18 protein-coding genes are annotated in these 21295 nt (G+C 39.6%); 12 read left to right on the forward strand and 6 right to left on the reverse strand.

Annotated elements, in window-relative coordinates; genetic code table 11:
- Positions 1-116: 116 nt before the first annotated feature.
- A complete protein-coding gene (locus tag GJ691_RS05075) occupies positions 117-1208 on the reverse strand; it encodes a site-2 protease family protein (protein WP_154364428.1) in 1092 nt (363 codons plus the stop codon).
- Positions 1209-1433: 225 nt separating this feature from the next.
- Here GJ691_RS05075 and GJ691_RS05080 point away from each other — a divergent pair, with 225 nt between their 5' ends.
- The 3 genes from GJ691_RS05080 to GJ691_RS05090 all read left to right on the forward strand — a co-directional run bounded on the left by GJ691_RS05080 (position 1434) and on the right by GJ691_RS05090 (position 4851).
- A complete protein-coding gene (locus GJ691_RS05080; protein WP_154364430.1) occupies positions 1434-2381 on the forward strand; it encodes a 1-phosphofructokinase family hexose kinase in 948 nt (315 codons plus the stop codon).
- Between the two features lie 931 nt (positions 2382-3312).
- Positions 3313-3975, forward strand: a complete 663-nt coding sequence (locus GJ691_RS05085; RefSeq protein ID WP_154364433.1) for a hypothetical protein — start codon at positions 3313-3315, stop codon at positions 3973-3975.
- A 66-nt stretch (positions 3976-4041) separates the two neighbouring features.
- Positions 4042-4851, forward strand: coding sequence for a universal stress protein (locus tag GJ691_RS05090; RefSeq protein ID WP_154364434.1), 810 nt, complete (start codon positions 4042-4044; stop codon positions 4849-4851).
- A gap of 4 nt (positions 4852-4855) precedes the next feature.
- Here the strand turns inward: GJ691_RS05090 and GJ691_RS05095 are convergent, their stop codons facing one another.
- The 3 genes from GJ691_RS05095 to GJ691_RS05105 form a co-directional block, all read right to left on the reverse strand.
- Positions 4856-5122, reverse strand: a complete 267-nt coding sequence (locus GJ691_RS05095) for a hypothetical protein (RefSeq protein WP_154364437.1) — start codon at positions 5120-5122, stop codon at positions 4856-4858.
- Between the two features lie 124 nt (positions 5123-5246).
- The gene (locus tag GJ691_RS05100; RefSeq protein WP_154364439.1) at positions 5247-5537 is read right to left on the reverse strand and encodes a hypothetical protein; all 291 of its coding nucleotides are present in this window, start codon (positions 5535-5537) and stop codon (positions 5247-5249) included.
- An 11-nt stretch (positions 5538-5548) separates the two neighbouring features.
- Entirely contained in the window at positions 5549-6424 is an 876-nt protein-coding gene (locus tag GJ691_RS05105) for a universal stress protein (protein WP_154364441.1), read from the reverse strand.
- Positions 6425-6656: 232 nt separating this feature from the next.
- Between GJ691_RS05105 and GJ691_RS05110 the strand changes: the two genes are divergently transcribed.
- The 6 genes from GJ691_RS05110 (at position 6657) to GJ691_RS05135 (ending at position 14478) form a co-directional block, all read left to right on the forward strand.
- Complete coding sequence (locus tag GJ691_RS05110; RefSeq protein WP_154364443.1) at positions 6657-7022, forward strand: carboxymuconolactone decarboxylase family protein; 366 nt, start codon at positions 6657-6659, stop codon at positions 7020-7022.
- A complete protein-coding gene (gene ftsH, locus GJ691_RS05115; RefSeq protein ID WP_154364445.1) occupies positions 7006-8976 on the forward strand; it encodes an ATP-dependent zinc metalloprotease FtsH in 1971 nt (656 codons plus the stop codon). Before GJ691_RS05110 ends, ftsH begins: the two co-directional genes overlap by 17 nt.
- Positions 8977-9008: 32 nt before the next feature.
- Positions 9009-9401, forward strand: a complete 393-nt coding sequence (locus GJ691_RS05120) for a hypothetical protein (protein WP_154364447.1) — start codon at positions 9009-9011, stop codon at positions 9399-9401.
- A gap of 3 nt (positions 9402-9404) precedes the next feature.
- Positions 9405-11090 carry an ABC1 kinase family protein gene (locus tag GJ691_RS05125; protein ID WP_154364449.1) on the forward strand — a complete coding sequence of 562 codons (1686 nt, stop codon included), beginning with the start codon at positions 9405-9407 and terminating at the stop codon, positions 11088-11090.
- An 81-nt stretch (positions 11091-11171) separates the two neighbouring features.
- Positions 11172-13682: a cation-translocating P-type ATPase gene (locus GJ691_RS05130; protein ID WP_154364451.1), complete on the forward strand. Its 2511-nt coding sequence runs from the start codon at positions 11172-11174 to the stop codon at positions 13680-13682.
- 31 nt (positions 13683-13713) lie between these two features.
- The gene (locus tag GJ691_RS05135) at positions 13714-14478 is read left to right on the forward strand and encodes an exodeoxyribonuclease III (RefSeq protein WP_154364453.1); all 765 of its coding nucleotides are present in this window, start codon (positions 13714-13716) and stop codon (positions 14476-14478) included.
- A gap of 22 nt (positions 14479-14500) precedes the next feature.
- On the opposite strand, the gene GJ691_RS05140 is transcribed toward GJ691_RS05135, so the two are convergent.
- Complete coding sequence (locus tag GJ691_RS05140) at positions 14501-14899, reverse strand: hypothetical protein (protein WP_154364455.1); 399 nt, start codon at positions 14897-14899, stop codon at positions 14501-14503.
- Between the two features lie 261 nt (positions 14900-15160).
- Here GJ691_RS05140 and ligD point away from each other — a divergent pair, with 261 nt between their 5' ends.
- On the forward strand, positions 15161-16054 hold the full coding sequence (gene ligD / locus GJ691_RS05145; protein ID WP_154364457.1) for a non-homologous end-joining DNA ligase: 894 nt from the start codon (positions 15161-15163) through the stop codon (positions 16052-16054).
- A 10-nt stretch (positions 16055-16064) separates the two neighbouring features.
- Here ligD and GJ691_RS05150 read toward each other — a convergent pair whose 3' ends face one another.
- Positions 16065-16562 (reverse strand): hypothetical protein, encoded by a 498-nt coding sequence (locus GJ691_RS05150; RefSeq protein ID WP_154364458.1) that lies wholly within the window; start codon positions 16560-16562, stop codon positions 16065-16067.
- 245 nt (positions 16563-16807) lie between these two features.
- Here GJ691_RS05150 and GJ691_RS05155 point away from each other — a divergent pair, with 245 nt between their 5' ends.
- Entirely contained in the window at positions 16808-20050 is a 3243-nt protein-coding gene (locus GJ691_RS05155) for a PAS domain S-box protein (protein ID WP_154364461.1), read from the forward strand.
- A 173-nt stretch (positions 20051-20223) separates the two neighbouring features.
- On the forward strand, positions 20224-21294 hold the full coding sequence (locus GJ691_RS05160) for a response regulator (RefSeq protein ID WP_154364463.1): 1071 nt from the start codon (positions 20224-20226) through the stop codon (positions 21292-21294).
- Position 21295: the final 1 nt, after the last annotated feature.

Here is a 21295-nt window from a genome sequence, read left to right on the forward strand (position 1 = left end):
GATATTTATATTTTATGATTAATTACATCTGACAATGTACTTTGAAAGCATAGTATTTCAAATGATCTACATCACCCGTTTTATTTTTATCCAGATTGAATGAATCGAAACCTAAATCAATATTCCAATTTGGATTGCAACAGAACAAATTCATTTATATTGGCCATATCAATTGCGCCCAACAAAACGCCATTATGGTTTACCACAGGAAAAAAGTATTCCTTGTGAACCTCAACAGACCGCAATACCTCTTTAAGTGGTGTATGCCCATATATTTCCTTGAAGGAAGTTTTCATGATTGTCCTTACTTCCAAAGTCCTATTTTTTGAATTTTTAATGATATCGGCATTTTTCAAAATTCCTACGGGTTTACCTGCGTTGACAACAACGAAATCCTTTTCCGTACCTGAAAGGATCAGCTCAACCACCTTTTCCATGGTATCCTCGGGATGTAAAAGGTTAATATCAGTCAACATGGCTTCTTTTACGATATGCCCTCTTAAAAGTTCTGATTGTTGTACCATCTTATTTTCCCCATAAGCCCCGATAAAAATGAACAAGGCTATCAAAACCAAGAATGGGTTGAAGAGCATACCCAATAATAAGAAAACGATAGCGATGGACTGCCCTATACCCGCAGCAATCTGCGTTGCCTTTACCCGATCGGTACTCATCGCAAGTAAAGCCCTTAGTACACGTCCGCCATCCATAGGAAATGCGGGGATAAGATTAAAGACCACCAGTGCTGAATTTGCCAAAAAAAGGTAGAATAAAAAATTACCCAAGGTTAGTTTACTGAGCTCTTGGAGCAATTCAACGATATGCAATCTCAATAGTCCGTGAACGGGAATTGAAAAATATAGAATCCCGGCTATGATCAAATTCACCATTGGACCCGCAATGGCCACTATTAGTTCTTGTCTAGGATTTTCCGGAATCTCATCTAAACTGGCAACTCCGCCAATAGGCAACAAGGTTATCTTCTTGGTCTTTATCCCAAAACGTTTGGCCATTAACCCATGCCCCAGTTCATGTAGCACCACACAGATAAAAATAACCAACACATAGGCAATATTGAACAAAACGGATTCCATATTCCCTCCTCTCTGAATTTCCAAAAAGGCCACCCAAAATAGAATGAACAAAAATGTCCAATGTACCACGATACTAATACCGAATACCTTACCAAGTTTCAATACTCCTCTCATTTCTCCTTTTTTAAGATGGATTAAGATATCCATATCACCATAAATCCGGAATGATATGAATCAGCAATACAACTTAGTAAGGCCTTGACACCAAATACCTTCGAAGCCCAACAACTGATAAGCATCATTGTGAAAAACATAAAATGCCAAGAACTTTGATTCATGCCCAGGAACTTTTAACCCTATCATCCTCATATAAAAAAATGACATTAAAATTTATATCAAATGCAAAAGACCATCACCTTGACGATGAATCCTGTTGTTGACAAGGACACCCATGTCGCCGGTATAGTACCCAATAAAAAACTCCGTTGTGCCACCCCCAACTATTATGCAGGTGGAGGTGGCATCAATGTTTCCCGCGCCTTGAAAAAACTTGGTGGCCAGTCGCTTTGCATGTACTTGGCGGGCGGACCACCAGGCACCCATTTACAACAATTGGTTACCGAGGAACATATGGCACAAAAGGTTATACCTATTGAAGGTTGGACACGCGAAAACTTATCCGTTACCGACACCAACACCCAATTACAATATAGGTTCGGGGTTCCCGGCCCAAAAGTCAAAGAAGAAGAATTACAAGAGGTACTCACCTATTTGGAAGAAACTTTGGCTACTGATGATTTTATGATCGTTAGTGGTAAACTACCCCAAGATGTGGCTCCCGATTTTTATGTTGAAATATCTAAAATCACTGACAGGAAAAATGCGAAATTCATTCTGGACACCTCTGGTACCGCCTTGCTTCCCAGTATGCGATCGAACATATATTTAATGAAACCCAATTTGGGGGAACTTAGTACCATTATGGGCATCACCTCTATAGCTGCCACGGAACTTGAAACCCTTGCCAAAAAATTCCTGAAAACATTCCAATGTAAGATCCTCGTGGTATCTTTAGGTGCCAAAGGGGCTTTTTGGGCCCATAAGGATAGTTTTGAACATATACCCGCACCAACAGTACTACAAAAAAGCACAATTGGGGCAGGAGACAGTATGGTCGCGGGCATGGTACTTTACCTTACTTTGGGAAAACCGCTAAGCGAGGCCATTAAATATGGTGTAGCCTGTGGTACGGCCGCCACTTTGCACCCTGGAACACAACTCTGTACCAAAAAAGATGCGGACCGACTCTTTGAATGGGTAAAACACCATTCTGTTAAAAAAGAATAAAAACCTCCAAACTGACCTAGGTCATTTCCAGTACGTTACATATACTTTACTTTAGCCCCAAGTTTAAAAGAGAGTTAGTTCATTGACAAGGAAATCGGGTCTTTTTCGGGGGGAATTTAAGACCCTTAAAAAAAAGGAGAGGCAAAACATTTGATAGACCATTTGAATCCTAATAGGGGTTTAGAAATAAATTTTAAAGAGGGTCAGTGTAAGTGTAGATCAAATAAGAAAGCATCTTCTGAGGAACCGGGGCATTTAGGTGTTCCGGTTCTTTTTCCTTAAAAAAAAGTATCAAACTGATACAGATCATTTCAAAACGTAATTGAACAGTTTACTTTTGTCAAAGAATAAGTTCATTGAAAATAAAATTTGGGTTTTTGGGTCGTGGGGATACGAAAATCCAACATAAAAGAAGAGTTTTTTGCGTAGCGATAGACTATTAGAACCATGAAAAGATTTAGGTTTAAATTTCAGTAAAGGTCAGTGTTAGGAAAAAATCGATACAAAAAAACATCTTCAAGGAATCCGGGATATTTGGGTATTCCGGATTCTTTTAAAAAAACGATCATCAATATCGTAAGATAAAGATGGTCATAGTAGGGATGAGAATGAAATTGAGCTGTTGACAATCGCTTAGGCCATTTTAGCGATAAAGTGATTTAACAGGTTGAAGAACAGTATTGATGAATTCAAGTTCTCTATGGAAGAACAGGTAAACATAATGTTTACCTGTTTTTTTCTCTTTGACACTAATCATTAAGACCGCTAAGTAGTGATGTCTTAGCAGCTATAGAGTGATGTCACTTGAAAATCTTGGGTTAAAACCCCAAGGACATGTATTATGTTTCAGTTAGGCTATCGGCCAAAAATAAAGTGATATCAGAAAAGGACTGGCGTGTTTCGATATACCAGTCTTTTTTTATGTGAAAAAATGAACCAAAAAACCAATCATAAAACAAAGATCGGTATACCGGCACTGACCCCTTTGATAGGGATTGGCGTTTTCGTCATCTGTTATGTTCTGGCTACATTAAATTACCCTGGTGGCAATTGGAGTTCACCCGATCATGAAAGTTTTAGCATATGGCATAATTACTTATGTGATCTATTGGATAGCCAAGCTATAAATGGCGAAGAAAATTCAGCTAGACCCTATGCTATATCAGCCTTATTGGCTTTATGTCTTGGTTTATTCACATTATGGATTCGTCTACCTGCGTTGTTCATAAGAAAAAGCCCGAACCTACGAGTAATGAAGGTATCTGGCCTATTGGCCTTAGCCACGATATTTTTCTTGGCCTTGGGCAGCCATGATACCATTGTTAGAATAGCCGGTTTTTTTGGTGTTATTGCCTTTACCTCAACTTTAATCGAACTTTTTAAGGCGGGTTACGGCAAAATTTTCTTTCTAGGCCTAATTTGTCTTTTTGTCTTTCTTACGAACTACTACATTTATGAGTCCGGCAGATATATTTCTTGGCTACCGGTTATCCAAAAAATCACATTCGTCCTTTACATTATTTGGTTTATTGGACTAGATCTTATACTATACCGAACACCAAAGTGCATGGCCAAAAACAATCGGTCTTATTGAACCTGACATACATCATGTAAATTGAATGGCATTCCCATTAATTTTGATGAATAAATAGATTGATAGATGTTGAAAATCCTACTTCCCACCGACTTCTCTGCCAATGCCCAAAAGGCGATTGACTATGCGTTTCAGTTATTCAAAAAGGAAGAATGTACATTTTACGTGCTGCATGCCTATCATGATGCCCCATCGGCCCCTAAAAGCCGAACCGACCTGGAAAAGGAACTGGAGCAATTGGTCGAGAACATGCGTATAAACGAACAGCATCCGAAACACCGTTTTAAATCTGTTTTTATGGTCGACTCCGTTGTGAACGCCTTGAACGTTACTGCGATCGACAACGCCATTGATTATATTTTTATGGGCACCAAAGGTTCAACTTCCCTTATGAATGTTTTCATGGGAAGTAATACCGTTAGGGCCATTAAACAGGTACACGCCTGCCCGATCATAGCCATTCCTTTAGATTTTGATAATACCACGCCAAAACAAATAGCTTTTGCGAACAATTTTAGACATCGCTTTATCCCTGAGGAATTATCTCCCTTAATAAAAATGGCGAAACTATGGAATGCTACAGTATCCATTATCCATATATACTCGAAGAAAGAACTCGATGAAGACCAAAAACTGAACAAAGAAGTGCTAATAAACATCTTGAAGGAAATAAAAACGGTTTTCCATGAGGTTCAAATGGATGTCTCTGTTACATCCTCTTTGGTCAGGTTCGAAAAAGAGCATTCAAAAATGGATATGGTGGCCTTACTAAAGACAAAACACGGTTTCCTACATAAATTATTGAGCGAACCGGTAATTCGCAAGATCGTATTCAATACAGAAGTCCCATTTATGGTATTTCCGCAAAGTAGCTAGTTCTTTAAAACGCCGTGGTGTACATAGAATCTTGCTCGCTCCTCAAAGGAGGTGAAGTCGGTGCAGTAAAGGATTGAATAGGGAACCCTATACGGGCCATTTCTTGTTTTACATTGTTCAATCCCATGGAATCTATATATAGAAAATTCAACATCCCATTTTCTACATCTATATCGATAACACAGATGTCCATTATCCTACTAAGATTTCTTAAGATTGTGTTTTTACCTTTCTCACATTTTAGGTTTTTGATATTTGCCAAAGCTTTCATTGATATGTTTTTAGGGTTCAAAAACAATATAACATAGCAGGTTATCCATGAAAATGACCTACGTCATTCTTGTGAAAAAAAAAGTGGAAATATGATAATCTTAACAGAAAACCATTTTACATTCCTAGCCCAGCATAAAGTCCGGACAAAATATGGGCAATATGAAAAACACGAACAAGAAGAACAGGAATGCCCAAAGTACCCCCATTAAAAGCGGATACAAAATAATTCCACCTTTAACTTTCGGGTTAAGTGAATGTGCGATCAAACCGTGGATTCCCATACTTAAAAAAGTAAAAATCAACCCAGAGGAAATAATCAAAAACACATTGGTCTGTGTTTCCCTAATACCGTAAAGATAAAATCCCAACCCTAAAGCCACAATGATCAAAATACTATAAACCCTTTTAGACATGGTGATGAATTTTACAATGCTTTTTTAAAATAAAATAGTTGATGGTTGCTTCCCCTCATACTCAATAGAGGTACCTTACCATAAGATTCCATTTTTTTAACCAAGTCCTGACCGAACCATTTTTTAACAAAACCTACCTTTTCCCTCTCTAGCATCACCACCAAATCGGCATTGGTTTTTCCGAGGTAAATTCTAAGGGATTCAAAAATATTCTCGGAATAAAGGACTTCAAAATCCATATCCCCGTATGTCACTTTCTCCTGTAGCATTTCCTTGAACCACTCCATCTGTGTTTCACCTTTGCTCTCTGCTTTTGCTGCAATATGGACCACCTTGATTTCGGCCTTAAACCGTTCGGCCATTTCGGCAAGCTTACGTATCGCATATACATCCTCCTCTTCATAAGCCGTTGCATAAACAATAGTTTTGGGCAACCTATAACTTGTTCCTGCGGGAATGGAAAGTACTGGACAAGGGGCCTTCTCTATCAGTTGTTTTGTGGTACTTCCCATAAGTATTTCCCGAAAGGCACTTCCGCCTTTCATTCCCATTACGATCAAATAGGCATGCCATTCAGAAGCTACGGCCATAATCCCTTTAATCACTGAATTACTTTCTACGGGCTCTAATTGTACATTTGGTTTTTCGTACCCTCTTCCCAAATGCTCTTCACAAAATGCCTCTAACTTGGAACGGTGCATCTTATGGGCATTTTCCTCTAGATGGGGAAAAGGTTCATCCAACCCCTCTGTACCAAGTACGGTAGGGTAATCGAAAACATGGGCAACCACTAAACGGGTTCCCATATGAATCGACATATTATAGGCATATTTTAAGGCAGCCACTGAATTGGTCGAATAATCGGTAACGTATAGGATAGTTTTCAATGTAATGCTATGTTTTGGTTTAAACCAAAGCTACATAGCCCACTTCTTTTTGCCAATGATCTACATCATGGGCTCACCATGCCAAAAGCTTAGAAAACATGACTTTAACCCCACTAATTTCGTATGGGCATGATCTAAATCATTCGAATTCATATCTAGGTCATTTAGCTTTGATATTCCCAAAATGATAGAATGTATTCTAAAAACCAATTATAATCTAAATTCTAAGAAAATGTTACAGGATTATTCAAAAAAATTCAACGATTTAAACGAAAAAATGAAAGAATTGGGCATTGAAATACCCGATACCATGAAAGGCTTTTCAGATTTACACCATGCCAGTATTGCCGATGGTGCCCTTTCTTCAAAAACCAAGGAATTGATAGCCTTGGGCATTGCCATAACCGTACGTTGTGAAGGTTGTATTGCCTGCCATGTACATGACTCTTTACAAGCTGGGGCAAAATCTGAGGAAATCATGGAAACTATCGGTGTAGCCGTTCTTATGGGCGGCGGACCATCAGTGGTTTATGGATGTGAAGCCATGGATGCCCTAAAACAATTCGGAATACTTGAGGAAAATGAAGCAACCTTCTAATACAGAGGATAAAAAAGGCCTTAAAGAAGATAAGATTCAAAAACCACCCTCCGGGGGATCTGGTTTCAATTGGTTATACCTTCTTTTATTGGCCTTTTTATTGCTATTTACTTTTTTTTCCAACCCTACTACCACTACTAAAGAAATAAGTTGGGCATTTATCCAGGATTCCCTTATCACACAAAATAAAATCCAAAAAATCATTGTGGTCAACAAGGAATATGCAGAGATATTCCTAACTCCCGAAGATACCAATAACGAGCGTAACAAAGATTTTTCGGAGAAATGGTTTCAATTAGCAAGAGCACCCGAATATAGTATTACCATTGGGTCTGTTGACAACTTTGAGTCCAAATTAGACCGTGCCCAACAAGATATTACCTCTTCAGAAAAAATTAACGTACAATATCAAAACCGAGGGAGTTGGCTCGGTATTCTTTCGTGGCTTTTACCTTTTGGGCTCATCATCCTATTTTGGATGTATATGCTCGGTAAACTTGGAGGGGGCGGTAAAGGCTCAAATCCGTTGTTCAATTTTGGGAAATCTACGGCCGTTCTTACCGAAAAGGGCACCAAAAGTCCCGTAAGCTTCAACGATATCGCAGGTCTCAAAGAGGCGAAGGCCGAAGTTATGGAGGTTGTTGATTTTCTTAAAAACCCTGAACGCTACACCAAACTAGGAGCCAAGATCCCCAAGGGCGTTATGCTGGTCGGTCCTCCAGGCACAGGAAAAACATTAATGGCAAAAGCCGTTGCCGGTGAGGCACATGTACCGTTTTTCTCCATGTCTGGTTCAGAATTCGTAGAAATGTTCGTAGGTGTTGGGGCCTCACGGGTACGTGACCTGTTCAAGAGGGCCAAGGAGAAATCGCCCAGTATAATATTTATTGACGAGATAGATGCCGTAGGTCGTTCCCGTGGCAAGGTAAACGCCTTCCAGGCCAATGATGAAAGGGAAAGTACCTTAAACCAATTATTGACCGAATTGGACGGATTCGGGCCCAATACCGGAGTCATAGTTCTTGCGGCTACCAACCGCCCCGATGTATTGGACAAGGCCCTTTTGCGTCCAGGAAGGTTTGATCGCCATATTTATCTGGAACTACCTACCAAAGAAGAACGCGTAGAGATTTTCGGAGTACACTTACGCCCACTTAAACTTTCGAAAAATGTTGATAAAGAGGTATTGGCAAGATTGAGTCCTGGATTCTCGGGAGCCGACATTGCCAATATTTGTAACGAGGCTGCCCTAATCGCTGCACGAAAGAAGAAGAACAAAGTGGAACAAGAAGACTTTATGGAAGCCCGCGACCGCGTAATCGGTGGTATGGAACGAAAAAGCAAAATCATTTCAATCAAGGAAAAAGAAATCGTAGCACACCATGAAGCAGGGCATGCAGTTGTTAGCTGGTATCTTGAACATGTAGATTCTTTGGTAAAAGTATCCATCATCCCTAGGGGTAAATCTTTGGGTTCTGCTTGGTACCTGCCCGAAGAAAGGCAAATCGTGACCAAATCGCAGTTTATGGATCAAATATGTGCCTCATTAGGTGGGCGTGTCGCAGAAGAAATCATATTCAACGAAGCATCATCCGGCGCTTTGGACGATCTTGAAAAGGTTACCAAACAAGCTTATTCCATGGTTTCATACTATGGGCTGGATAAAGAAATAGGCCCATTAAGTTTCTATGACTCTTCTGGCCAAAATGAACGATTGTTGGGCAAACCCTATAGTGAACACATGGCACAATTAATAGATAAAGAAGTTCAGAATTTAATAAATACCGCTTATGAAAGGACCCGAAAACTTTTGACCGATCATCTTACGGAATTGAAAAAACTGGCCCAATTACTCCTTACACAAGAGGTTGTTGAAAAAGAGGAATTGGAAGAACTATTGGGAAAAAGGAAACCTCATTACCCAACCACCCCTTCCCAAACGGTTGAAACTTAAAACTCAATAATATACATATAAAATTATTTCAAATGGAAAAGATCAAGGAAATATTGTATGATGAAAATCTACATTTTGAACATGAAAACTGGAAATCGGAATTGGATTTTTGGGACGATGAACTAAAAACCTTTACCAACCGTTTGAGTGAACTGGTTACCCGATGGACCAATGATGAGATACTAGAACAATTGGAACATTTTCAGAATGAATTCGTATTGCACGGAGCGGTAATCGATGATTTCATGGAAACTATAGATAAGCATGAAACCAAGCTTGCCAATCGAAGTAAAATGAATTCGGAATCTTTGAACGTAACACTTGTAAAAACACATATGCAACTTAGGGAGAAAATGGAAAAACAGAGACAGAAATATGCCGACCTGAAGAAAGAATTCTTCCGGTTCCTTTCTGAATACATGTAGAAAATGCAAGACTTGAAACTTTCAAAGAACCGTAAATTAAAAAGATATAACAGACTTTTTAATGTATTGGCCAAATATGGCTTTGATCAAGTATTGGCCAATAGCGGAATTAGACGAATGTTTCCAGAAGCATATTTCAAAAAAAGAAACGAAAAAACCATCAAAACCGAATCCCTTTCCGCATATGAGCGTATACGCATGGTTTTGGAGGAACTGGGACCTACCTATGTTAAACTTGGACAGATTTTCAGCAATAGGGAAGATATGTTGCCGCCCGCACTTATCAAAGAGCTCGAAAAACTACAAGATCATGTACCTAAACTTAAGGATTTTGACGTCTACGAAGCCATAGAAAATGGCCTTAAGATCAAAGGCATGGACCATTTCATATTCATAGAGGCCGAACCCATAGCAGCAGCTTCATTGGCACAGGTACATAAAGCACAGTTGCTGAACGGGAAACTGGTCGCACTTAAAATACAACGGCCCAATATCCTGGAAACCATAAATGCGGACATTGCGGTAATGAAACAGGTAGCCAAAAGCTTGGAAAAATACAGTGCCCAAGCAAAGGCCTTTCAACCAATGCGTATCATCACCACATTTGAAAAGAGTATTCACCAAGAGCTCCATTTCTTGCGCGAGATAGACAATATGGAACGCTTTGCCAAGAATTTCGAAAACAATGGAATTATGTATGTTCCCAAGGTGTACCGTGAATACTCGACCGACAGTATCATCTGTATGGAATTCATCAGTGGCATAAAAATATCCGAAACAGACACGTTAAAAAAATGGAATATAGACTGCAAATCGGTTGGCCAAGTAGGAGTTGACCTTTATTTGCAACAGGTATTGGAACACGGATTCTTTCATGCAGACCCACATCCCGGTAATATTTTCGTACTACCGGAACAAGGCCGCATCTGCTTTATCGATTATGGGATGATGGGCTATCTATTGCCCAAAGACAAGGAGGCCCTGGAAGAACTATTACTCTATTTTACACAAAAGGACATAAAAAAACTGATACCTGTTCTGGAAAAAATAGCGGTCAAAACCGAGATTCCGGACTACACTAAATTGGAAGATGACCTTTACGACCTGGTACAAAGTATAAGTGATACCTCCATTAGAAATATAAAATTGGGTGAGACCCTTTCACAATTCAAAAGTGTTTTATTTCGAAATAACATTATTCTCTCCCATAACCTTTACTTACTAATCAGGGCATTGATTATTATTGAGGGAGTCGGACTGAAACTGGATCCTGAATTCAATATTACGGAAAACCTTAAACCTTACGTATCCCAATTGGCCCGAAAAAAATATAGTCTAAAACGGTTGGTCAAAAAAAATATGCTACGTTTTAAGGACTATAACACGCTTATAGACAATCTTCCCGAGGACCTCAATGCCATCCTAAAAAAAATCAAAGAAGGGAAACTTGTGGTCATACATGAACACAAGGGTCTAAAGGAATTTCAGGTAGCATCGAACAAAGCTATCAATAGATTGGTATTCGCAGTTATCATCGCCGCCTTATCAATTGGTAGTTCCATTTTAGTCTTGGCCCAAATGCCCCCTTTGATCAATGGTGTTCCACTTTTGGGTGCCATTGGGTTTGTTATATCGGCCCTTTTAGGATTCTATGTGGTCATATCCATATTTAGAAACAAACAATTTTGATGCTGCTCTTTGTGTATTGAATCAGTGCCGAATGCAATTCGTAAATTGTTGCAACTTTTAATTTCTTATTCAAAAACGCCTATGTCCATAGACCATTTCGACATAAAGGGATTGACTTCGGAGGAAGTAAATAAAGCCAGGTCCGCATATGGAAAAAACACCTTGGAAGAAAAAAAGGACATCGGTATTCTTAAAGCCCTTAAGAGTTTGGTACAAGAACCCATGGTCCTTTTACTACTGGTTGCATCGATCATCTATTTCGTTTCAGGAAATTATGGGGATGGTATCTTCCTCGCTGCGGCAATCATACTGGTCGCCGCTATTTCCCTTTACCAAGATGGGCGTAGTCGCAATGCCATTGAAAAACTACGTTCTTTTACACAACCCAAATGCAACGTTATCAGAAATGGGGTTGTCGTAGAAATAAATAGTGAGGATGTTGTATTGGGCGATAGTTTAATGGTCGAGGAAGGTACTACCATTGCGGCTGACGGTACAATTGTTCACTCCAATGATTTTTCTGTGGACGAATCCCTGCTGACCGGGGAATCGTTATCCGTCTATAAAGACCCGCAAAACAAAGACAACACTGTTTATAAAGGCACTACCGTTGCTAGCGGCCTTGCCATCGCAACTGTTACGGCGATCGGCAACAAAACCCAATTGGGGAAAATAGGTAAAAGCTTAGAAAGTATTCAAGAGGAGAAAACCCCTCTTGAACGGCAAATAAACAATTTCGTTAAGAAGATGGTCATTGTCGGTGCCATCGTTTTCATCATTGTATGGGGAATTAATTTTTATAACTCCCGTGATATTTTGGACAGCCTTCTAAAGGCATTGACCTTAGCCATGTCTATTCTTCCAGAAGAAATTCCCGTGGCCTTCACCACTTTTATGGCCTTGGGCTCGTATCGATTAATGAAACTGGGAATTATCGTTAAACAGATGAAAACCGTTGAAACCCTAGGTAGTGCCACCGTAATCTGCTCGGACAAAACAGGTACCATTACCGAAAACAAAATGACCTTGGCCAAGATCTTTGCTTTATCTTCAAAAAAAGTAACCGATGCAAAAGGCCTTTTGGATCCTTTTGAGAAAGAACTTATAGAAACAGCTATGTGGGCCAGTGAGCCCATACCCTTCGACGCTATGGAAATAGCCCTACACGCATCTTACCGGGAAAATTTTTCCTTTGATGCTCGACCCACATATAAAATGGTTCACGAATATCCGTTGGGGGGAAAACCACCCATGATGACCCATATTTTCGAGAATAGTAAAGGTAATCGAATCATTGCCGCGAAAGGGGCAGCTGAAGCTTTGATTGCTGTTTCCTCTATTTCAGAAACGGATATACAACGTATAAATTCCGCTATCACCGCACTGGCCAATAAAGGGTATCGCATCTTGGGTGTGGGGAAATCTGATTTTCACGGCACCTCCTATCCTAAAAAACAACAGGAATTCAATTTTGAATTTATGGGGCTTGTGGCTTTTTATGACCCTCCGAAAAAGAATATCCAAGCGGTTTTACATGGTTTTGATTCTGCTGGTATAAAAGTAAAGATCGTTACAGGCGACAATGCATTGACCACTGCTGCCATTGCCAAGGAAATCGGTTTTAAGGGTTACCAAAAAAGTATTTCAGGTTCGGACCTAATGACTTTGAACGAGTCACAACTTAGCACGGCCGTAAGTTCAAAACGTGTATTCACCCGAATGTTCCCTGACGCCAAGTTAAAAATCATCAATGCGCTTAAATCAAATGGGGAAATTGTGGCCATGACCGGTGATGGTGTAAATGATGCACCGGCACTTAAGGCAGCAAATATTGGTGTTGCCATGGGAAAAAAGGGAACGGAAACCGCTAAAGAAGCCGCTTCGGTCATATTACTCGAAGATGACCTATCCCGAATGTTGGATGCCATAGCCATGGGCCGGCGAATCTACACTAACTTGAAAAAAGCCATCCAGTACATCATCTCGATCCATATCCCCATAATTTTAACCGTATTTTTCCCTTTGGTCTTAGGCTGGGTGTACCCCAATATCTTTACTCCAGTGCATATTATCTTTTTAGAATTGATCATGGGCCCCACCTGCAGTATCATCTATGAAAACGAACCTATGGAAAAAAACACCATGATCATGAAGCCACGACCACTGACATCCACTTTTTTTAATTGGTCAGAATTGGCCACAAGTGTCATTCAAGGTTTAATGATCACAGTGGGTACTTTGGCCACCTATCAGATTTCGGTTCATTCCGGTTTTAACGAGGCTACGACCCGGACCATGGTTTTCGTAACATTGATTTCTGCTAATATTATATTGACCCTTGTAAACCGGTCTTTCTACTTTTCCGTCTTTACCACCTTAAAGTACACGAATAAACTGGTTCCTTTGATTATCACGATTACGATTATAGTAACCTCACTTCTATTATTAATTCCTCCCCTTACCCGGTTTTTCGATTTTTCAACGTTGACACTGAACCAGGTTTTCATAAGTTCCGGAATTGGTTTTTTAGCAGTGATCTGGTATGAATTCGTTAAAGTGTATAAGCGAAGAATTGGTCCCCGAGATATATAAATCTTATATTTGAATCAATAAAACCCAGACAATGAACATTATCTCTTGGAACGTGAACGGCATACGGGCCGTGGTCAAAAAAGATTTTTTTGAATCTATCGAAAAAATGAATCCGGATATTCTCTGTATTCAAGAAACCAAAGCGCAAGATAATGAGGTAAAGAAAGCATTATCTCCGATGGAAGGGTACAATAAAGCCTATAATTCCGCAGAGAAAAAAGGATATTCGGGTACGGCTATCATAAGCAAGACCGAACCAAAAAGCTTTGCCTTGAATATGGGAATCCCGGAACACGATACCGAAGGCAGGATCGAATGTGCGGAATTTGAAGCATTTTATTTAGTGAACGTATATGTTCCCAACTCAGGCCAAAAATTAGACCGGTTGGATTATCGCAAACAATGGGATGCCGATTTTCTGGCCTATCTTAAGAATCTAGAAAAGAAAAAACCGGTGATCGCCTGTGGGGATTTCAATGTGGCGCATAGGGCGATAGATTTAAAGAACGACAAATCCAACTACAATAAAACCGCAGGATACACCCAAACGGAAATCGATGGCATGGATAATTTCATCAATTCAGGGTTCGTAGATGCCTATAGGCATTTATACCCGGAAGAGGTTGCTTATACCTATTGGAGTTACCGTTTTAAATCAAGGGAACGGAATACCGGTTGGCGTATCGATTATTTTCTGGTAAGTGATTCGTTGGTGGACAAAATTAAGGATGTACGGATTTATTCCGATATATTCGGTTCCGATCACTGTCCGGTCGGGTTGGAGATTGAGGTATAAAACGGTAATGTACCTCACTACTTCATAGTTTCTTTACATACCCGAAGACCATCTTTTTGAATTCTTTGATGTCATTTTCGAAAAGAACCATACTGTCATGCAATCTTCTGTGCTCTTCCCTATATTCCCCATCGGAAATTCCCTTTTCCCCTCTCTCTAAACGAGCCAATAGATTTTCATGTCTTTTTATATCTTCGGTCAGGTAATCGAATAGGTTTTCGTGCACTTTATCCAGATGGTTCAACATTCGTCCATATTCCGACTTTTTAACTTCCCGCTTATCGAGGATTGTGGCAAAAAACTTGACTTCATCCCTCCAAAAATCAACAGTATCCAACCATTCTCGACTTTCTTGATGTAATACAGTAAGACTTGCACCCAACAATAATTCTGTTTTGGGATTTGATATAATCGTATTCATGGTAATTAATTTTAATATCGCAATCAGTGTTTTTTCGCTACCACAAAAATGCGAACTTACACTTGGTCGCAAAATGATCTGCATCAGGCTGTGGGTCTTTACAAACGTAATTAACATCAATGATACATATCATTGTCGAAACAATCACAACAGGGTATTTTTACCTACTTTTTTTGCTCTCTTTAGAACATAAGCAGATTTTACTTAACGTCGATAATTGAGGATAAAAATCAAAATATACGGTCCCAAACTATTAAAAGCATGGTATTTTCAGAAACAGGCTATAAGGACAAAGTTTTCTTTCCGAAATCCGGCATTACGAAAAGAGAGCTGATCCAATACTACGAACGTATAGCTCCCTTTATGCTCCCTTACCTAATAGATCGGCCATTGACCTTGCATCGTTTCCCTGATGGCATAGCACAAAAAGGGTTCTTTCAAAAACATGCCTCGGATTATTTTCCCGATTGGATAAAAACCGTGAAGATCAAAAAGAAAGATGGTTGGGTAAACCATGTTCTTTGTAATGACCAAGACACCCTGACGTATTTGGCCTACCAAGGCACTATAAGTTTTCATATTACCTTAAGTAGATTGGGCAAGCTTGACTACCCGGACAGATTGATTTTTGACCTTGACCCTTCGGGAAATGATTTTGAACAAGTAATGAATGGTGCACAGGTTCTTAGAAAATTGTTGGGCGAAACCCTAAACCTCCCAACCTATTTTATGCTAACGGGATCCAAAGGAGTGCATGTGGTAGTTCCTTTGATGTGTGTTGAAAATTTTGATGAAGTTCGTGCCTTTACAAAACAAATAGCGTTTTATTTGGCAGAAAAGTATCCTGAAGACTTCACCATTGCCATGAGAAAAGACCAACGCCAAGGGCGATTATTTATAGATTACCTCCGAAATTCCTATGCACAAACCGCTATATGTCCTTTTTCAGTACGTGCTTTTGAAAATGCCCCTATAGCCCTCCCGGTTTCATGGGCCGAATTACAAGTAATAAAAAGCTCCCAAGCTTTTACCATCAAATCCATTTTTAAAAGAATTATGAAAGTCGAAGACCCTTGGAAAGACTTTCAACAAAATGCAGTGATCTTGAGCAGTCCCAAAAAGAAAATGCAGAATCTGATTGGGACCGAGGATTAAAGGCTTTTTACTATAAGATCCTATTTGGATTAACATTAAAATATTTTGTGTGATCTTCTTTTGTAACCCATGTTTTACATAAAAGAAGAAACCTACCCTCGGCTAATTTAGTTATGGCCAGGGTAGTTTCATTATCATTGAGCCCCAAGCCCCTTAGAATACCATAAATCCCCTCGGACATTGCCCCAAGTTTTTTCCCGTCAACTTCTTGTAAAAACACCGGCGAATATGGTCCGGCGACAAAAACAGTTCCGATATCTTGATTAAAGAATAATCCGAATAGAGCCTTTGGCCCCAATAAGTTCTTCCAATAATCCTTGAATCCAGGTCTCAACACCTCTAAATCCCCTTCCCCTTGGTAATATTTCCCAAGTTTGAACATTACGGTCAATTGGGTATTCCTTGAATTTTCCTGTATGAATTCAACCCATTTTTCAACATGTGATAATTGGGCGGTTGTTTTAAAGAAAATAGAGGGTTTATCTTTTTCAATAGTCTTCGATATCATAATCCGTACATAATAATATTCTAGGTAAAAAGAGACAATCTACCTTGTCCGGGCATGAATGTAGCCCTAAACACAAATTGTTGAAATGATATACATCAATCCGGAATGATAATATCAAAATTTATACGACTATTTCTCAAGCCTCCCGTTTTATCAAGCCTAAATTCGATATGATAAATGTCATTTGAAAAAACATGTTGGTGATTTATATTTAAATTTAGTCGACCAAGCATCAATGATCCATAATGAAAAACACCTTGAAAGACCTTACCCTTTTTGAACGAATATTCGATATTTCCCTCGAAGGCATTCTCGTAGTTGACCAAAACGAAAAAATCATTAAAGTAAACTCAGCCTGTGAAGAGATGTTCGGCTATGACCATAATGAACTACTGGGTAAAAAAATCGAGGTCTTACTCCCACAGAAATTCAGAAAAGCCCACAAAACACACTTTTTAGAATTTACAAAAAAGCCCATAAAACGACCTATTGATCATGAAATGGACCTATGGGGTATAAAGAAAGATGCAACTGAATTCCCATTGAAAATTAGTCTGAATCCTGTATCATTCAATGATGAACAAGTAACCATCGCCTTTATTAGGGATACTATAAACAAAAAAAAAACAGAACATAAACTAAAAGCCAAAGAAGCCAAGAACAAAGCCCTTTTAAATGCCTTACCAGATATTACGGTTATACAGGATTACGAAGGAAACATCGTTGATTTCTTCGCTCCCGAAGAGACTGTGGTAAAAGTTGATAAATCGGAAATCATAGGTAAGAACATAAAGGAAATAGTTCCTCCGGAAATATCGGAAAAGATACTGAAAACCCATAACGAGGCTATTAGAACCAAGAAAATCCAAATAAGGGAATATTCCTTGAAACTAGATGGCAAGATGGTTGATTTTGAGTCTAGGACCGTTCTGCTAAATGGAAATAAGCTATTGACAATCGTACGCGATATTACCTCCAAGAAAAGAGCCGAAGAAGAATTGAAAAACAGTGAGGCCAAAAACAGGTCGATTTTGGAAGCACTGCCCGATCTTATTTTCGTACATGATAAAATGGGCAACATTCTTCAGGTGAACGCTTCTGATTTTTCCCCCATAGTTGGGCCTATAGAGAGTCTTATAGGCAAGAATTTCAAAGACATTTTACCCCCAAAGACCAGCGTCTTGATTTTAAATGCCCTTACAGAGGTGCAGGAAACCAAAAACACGGTTTTAAAGATCATTACCTTACCTATTGATGATGTCCCTACCGATTTTGAAATACGCTTCGTACCTCTTGATAACGAGACCTTCCTATGCGTTTTACGTGATATTACCAAGACCAAGGCCATACAAGATGTATTGAATATCCGCAACAGTGCTTTGGAAGCTGCCCGTAACAGTATCATCATCGTAAATGCCCAACTACCGGACCTCCCCGTTATTTATTGCAATGATGCATTCTGTTCCCTTACAGGATATGACCGTAGCGAGGTTTTAGGTAAAAATTGTCGGTTTTTACAAAAAGATGATCGGGAGCAAGAAGGGGTCAAAATCATAAGAAAGGCCATTGAAGCCCAAGAAACGGCCCAGACCGTACTACGCAATTACAAAAAGGACGGCACACTTTTTTACAACGAACTTACTATTACGCCCGTTCGAAACCAAAATGGCCAATTGACGCATTTTATAGGCGTCCAGAACAATGTGACCGAACGTATCAGGGAAGTGCAGATAAAAGATCAGATACGCCAGGTACTCGAGAGGATCGCCAAACAAGATTCCATAGAAGAAATAAGCAAAACGATCGTTGGGGTACTTGAGAGTAATTTACCTTGCTGTGTTGCCACGATCTATGCATTGGATCCCAAAAAGAAAACACTACATAAAATGGCGGCACCCAACCTTCCCAAAGGCTTTTGCGACATCATCGAAGATGTTCCCATAGGACCGGATATGGGTTCTTGCGGGATTGCGGCCTATTTAAAAAAGGAAGTGATCATTACCGATCTAACCACCAACCCTCTTTGGAAAGAGTACAACGCCGCAGCACTTGAACACGGACTGAATTCATGTTGGGCCTATCCCATATTTTCATCTGACCAAAAAGTATTGGGCATATTCGGTGTGTACTGTAAAAAACCAAAAAAACCGAATAAAGCCGATAGGGATATTATTACTGATTTAACCCAACTGATCAGCATTGCATTTGAAGAACACCAAACCCGTCAACAATTGGCAAAAAGCCATTGGTTATTGGAAGATTATGCCAAAGAGCTCGAGCAAACCGTTAATGAACGTACCAATGAGTTGAAGGCAACTGTTCAAAAAATGGTGGAAGCCAACCTTAACCTTGAAGACCAGATCAAGGAAACCAAAGCTGCGGAGAACAGGGCACTGGAGAGTCAGGCCATGTTTACGGCCATAGCAAAAAATTTTCCCAAAGGGGTCATAATCGTTTTTAACAGTGCTTTTGAAATCGTTTATATAGATGGAGGGGAAATGCATAGGATGGGAATGGACAAAAATAGATTTGAAGGAAAATGCATTGATGATATCGATATTTTCTCCAAACAACGCCTACACCGTGTCAAAGAAGATATAAAAAGGACTATAGGAGGTGAGTTCCTTTCTTTTGAAACCCGGTTCAGGAATAAGTATTTTACCGTAAATACCTCTCCTCTGATGGATGGAAACGATGAAGCTAAATGGACCCTTTTTGTTTACAACGATATTACCAAACTTAAGCAAGCAGAAACCGAAATGCGCAAGGCACTCGTACGAGAGCAAGAGCTCAACGAGTTGAAATCGCGCTTTATATCAATGGCTTCACACGAATTCAGGACCCCACTAAGTGCCATTCACTCTTCGGCCATACTTATTGAAAAACAGAATATGCCGGGCAAAGAGGCCAAGCGGGAAAAATATGTAAAACAGATCAAACAAAATGTAAAGGCCTTAGTAGTGATCCTAAACGATTTTCTCTCTTTGGGCAAATTAGAGGAAGGCCGGGTACGACCCAATCCCGAAATCATGGACTTGGTTTCTTTCACTAAAAATATCGTAACGGAATTTGAACCCAACCGAAAAAGAGGGCAACATATCAAGGTTCATACAAATGAAAAACCCATAGAGGCTTATCTCGACCCTAAACTCATGCACCATATACTGACCAATCTATTAAGTAATGCCATTAAATACTCGACAGAAGGACAAGAAATATTGGTGACCCTGACCAAAGAAAAAGAAAAGGTGACCATACAAGTTTTGGATCATGGTATTGGTATTCCCAAAGAGGAACAGGACCAGCTCTTCCAAAGGTTCTTCAGAGCGCAGAACAGTACAAACATTCAAGGAACGGGGCTCGGTCTTAACATCGTAAAACAATACACCGAATTAATGGGCGGAACGATCGGGTTGGACAGCGAGCAAGACAAAGGCGCCACATTCTGGGTTACTTTTAAAACAAAAAAACATCGAGAACTCCTGTAAATAATTAAGTCAACATAACACGAATAGCAATGATATAAGAAAAAACCAAGATACATAGGCCTTAAACATCAATAACAAGAATGCGAAGGCCCATAAAATGAACTGAACAAGGTCTATCCTACTTTAGGCTTTTACCGTAAGATTGTACACTAACAATGTAACCCTGAAAAGCCATGAAAAAAATACTATTGATCGAAGACAACAAAGATGTTCGCGAGAACACGGCGGATATTCTTGAACTTCATAACTTTGAAGTACTTACCGCAGAAAATGGTCTTACAGGTATAGAAATGGCCAAAAAGCACCTACCCGATCTTATCCTCTGTGATATTATGATGCCCTTAAAAGATGGATATGATGTGCTGGAAGACCTTGGCAATACAACGAAAACAAAAGGGATACCTTTTATCTTCCTAACGGCAAAATCCGATCGCACCGATTTTAGAAAAGGAATGAATCTTGGTGCTGACGATTACCTTACCAAACCCTTCGAAGAACACGAACTGATCGAGGCCATTAAAACGCGTGTCAGGAAAAATGATTTTCTAAGAAAAGAATTTTCCAAGAACATTGAGGGTATCAACGAATTTTTCCAAGAAGCCTACAATTATTTGAACTTGGAACATATCGAAAAAGAATATCGCCCCAAACTGTTTGACAAAAAAGATTTCATTTTTAGGGAAGGGGATGGTGCCCATACCCTGTTTTTCATTGAAAAGGGCAGTGTAAAGACCTATAAATCGACCGAATCCGGTAAGGAATTCGTTACGGGCATACATAAAGTCGGCGATTTCGTAGGGCAGTTATCCTTATTGAACCCTGAGGGAACCTACTTGGAAACAGCCGTAGCAATTGATAATACCGAGGCCTATGCGATTCCTAAATCGGATTTTATCCATCTGATCAATGACAACAAGGACGTTTCCCATAAATTCATGGATATCATTTCGACCAACCTGATCGAGGTTCAGGACCAACTGGTTAATATGGCCTATTCTACCGTACGACAACGTGTGGCTAAAGCACTTTTAAGCCTACACAAGAAAGGGGTTATAAAAGACTCGTATTATGAAGGATTGGATATACCTAGGGAAGACTTTGCCGGTATGATCGGTACGGCCACGGAAACCGCCATACGAACATTGTCAGATTTTAGGGAAGAAGGACTAATTACCATGGGGCATGCCAGAAGAATAATGCTTTTGGACAAAGAGCGTTTACAAAATATCGCTGACAATTTTTAAA

The organism is Maribacter luteus (assembly GCF_009674825.1).
In the GTDB taxonomy this organism is placed as follows: Bacteria; Bacteroidota; Bacteroidia; order Flavobacteriales; family Flavobacteriaceae; genus Maribacter_A; species Maribacter_A luteus.